Genomic DNA, 2424 nt, shown 5'->3' with positions numbered 1-2424 from the left:
GTGTGAGCCGGCCCGACATGTGCGGTGTCATGGCTCGGCAACCACTTGATTGGTGTTCAAGGGGTGAAGCACCAACCAGCTCGGTGATGCCCCGCGCAGGGCCGGATCACACCCACCCCACCTGCCGGACCAGCGCACCAGCCGACGCACAACACACCAACCAAAACCACCCCGCACAAAGCGTTTGAGCCCAGCCAGCGTTCAGCCCGTCGCCTCATCCGGCATCAACGAATGCAACACCGCTCGCACGAACTCGCTGATCGTTGGCTGCAGCGCCACCAGCCGGTCGGCCCGGTCTTGCTCGATGGCCTGCACGATCAGCTCGTTGATGCCCCCGACGATGGCCGTGGCCAGAGCCGGTGACAGCGACCGCTTGCCCGGCTCCTTCAGCCTCGACAGCTCCACCTGCATCATCAAAAACTGCGTGAAGCGCTCGCTGATGCGGCGCCGCATGGCCAGGCCTGCGGGCCCGAGCGTCAGCATCTCCAGGTAAAGCGCGCGCACCAGGGCGGGCCGCTGCTGCAGGTTCTGCAGGTAGGCAGAGGTGATCTTCTCGAGCTCCTGCACCCAATCGCCCTCGGCGTCGTAGCCGGTGGCGATCAAGGCCAGCACCTCTTCGCTCAGGCGCTCGCACAGGGCCAATAGGCAGGCGTCCTTGCCGTCGAAGTGTTCATAGAACGTGCGGCGTGAGACGCGAGCGGCCGCCACCACGTCGGCGATGGTGAGGTCGGCGTAGGCGCGCTCACCCAGCACCTGGGCCAGACCGTCGAGCAGCCGCTGGCGGGGGGCGCGTTGGTGCACGGAGCCGGTCTCGGTGGGCGTTGGGGACACGTGATTGAAGGGGTGAGGCAAGAGTTGGTACTTGACAGTACCAATTCGCAAGTCTAATCTCCGCCCCACTGGTACTCGAAAGTACCAACTGAAATCGATTGACATCAGATTCGGTTTGAACCGAGGAGACATCCCATGACCCGCCACCTCGTTGCCGCCGCTGCGGCACTCCTGTCTGCCCCGATGCTGGCGCTGGCCCAGGCGCCCGTTGGCGCCGCCGCCGCGCCCGTGGTCACGGCCGCTGCCGTGGGCACCGTGCAGCCCTTGACCTTCGCCTGCCAGCAGGTCACCTGCGACGGCGAGCTCTGGCTGCCCTCAGCCCGCGCCGACGGCAAGAAGCCGCCGGTCATCGTGATGGCCCACGGTTTTGGTGGCCTGCGCGACTGGGGCCTGGGCCCCTTTGCCGAGCGCTTCGTCAAGGCCGGCTTTGCCGTGCTGCGCTTCGACTACCGTGGCTTCGGCAAAAGCGGTGGCCAACCCCGCCGCGTCGTCGATGGCAAAGAGCACGTCAAGGACTGGCTGTCGGCGCTGGACGCCGTGGCCAAGCGCAGCGACATCGACCCGCAGCGCATCGGCGTCTGGGGCACGTCCTACAGCGGCGGGCAGGTGCTGGTGGTGGGTGCCGAGCGGCCCCAGCAGGTCAAGGCGGTGAGCGCCCAGGTGCCTTTCGTCAGCGGCCTCTCCAGTGGTTTGCAGTTTCCCCTCAAGTACCAGCCGCTGGCCACCTGGTATGCCCTGCGTGACCTGATGCGTGGCGATGACGAAGAGCCGGTTTACGTGCCCACCATCGCGCCCAATGCCTTCTCGGCCCTGGTTTGCGCCGAGTGCAACGAGGGCTACAACAAGCTCGTGCCAGCCGGTCAGGAAGATCAGAACAAGGTGGCCGCCCGTGTGTTCCTGAGCCTGCCGTTCTGGTTCCCGGGCGACAGCGCGCCCAAGGTGCAGGCGCCTGCGCTGGTCATCGCGGCCGCCAAGGATGGCCTGATCCCGGTGGCCAAGGTTCGCGATGTGGCCAAGTCTCTGCCCAAGGGCGAGTACCTCGAGTTGCCCGATGCCGATCACTTCTCGCCCTACAGCGGCCCGGCCTTCGAGCAGGTGGTGAGCAGGCAGACGGCGTTTTTCGTCAAGCACCTGAAGCCTTGACCGCCTGGCGCCATCTGCGGGGCGCTGGTGCCCTGAGCTCCCCCTGGACACAGGAGGCCCCCGGTCAGGAAACTGGCGCAGGCGGCCCCTGGCGACGTATCATGGTCGATTGTCCTGATCGCGCCAGATGTCCCGCCAGATGCCTCCCCCGAACGAGTTGACCGCTCCCACCGCCGTGGCCCAGGCCACCGCCCGGGCGGTCAGCGACCCATCGCTGATTCAGATCCGCGGGGCCCGCACCCACAACCTCAAGGACATCGACCTCGACCTGCCGCGCAACCAGCTGGTGGTCATCACCGGGCTGTCGGGTTCGGGCAAGTCCAGCCTGGCTTTTGACACGCTGTACGCCGAGGGCCAGCGACGCTACGTCGAGAGCCTGAGCGCCTACGCGCGGCAGTTCCTGCAGCTCATGGACAAGCCCGACGTCGACCTGATCGCAGGCTTGTCGCC

2 protein-coding genes and 1 pseudogene are annotated in these 2424 nt (G+C 66.7%); 2 read left to right on the top strand and 1 reads right to left on the bottom strand.

Features of this window, described 5'->3' with window-relative positions:
- Positions 1–201: 201 nt before the first annotated feature.
- Positions 202–882, bottom strand: a complete 681-nt coding sequence (locus tag B2W70_RS09310) for a TetR/AcrR family transcriptional regulator (RefSeq protein ID WP_286745090.1) — start codon at positions 880–882, stop codon at positions 202–204.
- Between the two features lie 84 nt (positions 883–966).
- Here B2W70_RS09310 and B2W70_RS09305 point away from each other — a divergent pair, with 84 nt between their 5' ends.
- Complete coding sequence (locus B2W70_RS09305; RefSeq protein ID WP_286745087.1) at positions 967–1974, top strand: alpha/beta hydrolase; 1008 nt, start codon at positions 967–969, stop codon at positions 1972–1974.
- A gap of 127 nt (positions 1975–2101) precedes the next feature.
- Positions 2102–2424 (top strand): annotated as a pseudogene (locus tag B2W70_RS09300) (hypothetical protein); the annotation flags it as partial.

This window comes from Aquabacterium sp. UBA2148 (assembly GCF_002328915.1).
Classification (GTDB): Bacteria; Pseudomonadota; Gammaproteobacteria; order Burkholderiales; family Burkholderiaceae_C; genus Aquabacterium; species Aquabacterium parvum.
This window is presented reverse-complemented; position numbering and strand designations above follow the sequence as displayed.

Excerpts from the sequence above, each read along its gene's own strand:
- B2W70_RS09305 (WP_286745087.1), top strand. The coding sequence starts at position 967 with ATGACCCGCCACCTCGTTGCCGCCGCTGCGGCACTCCTGTCTGCCCCG.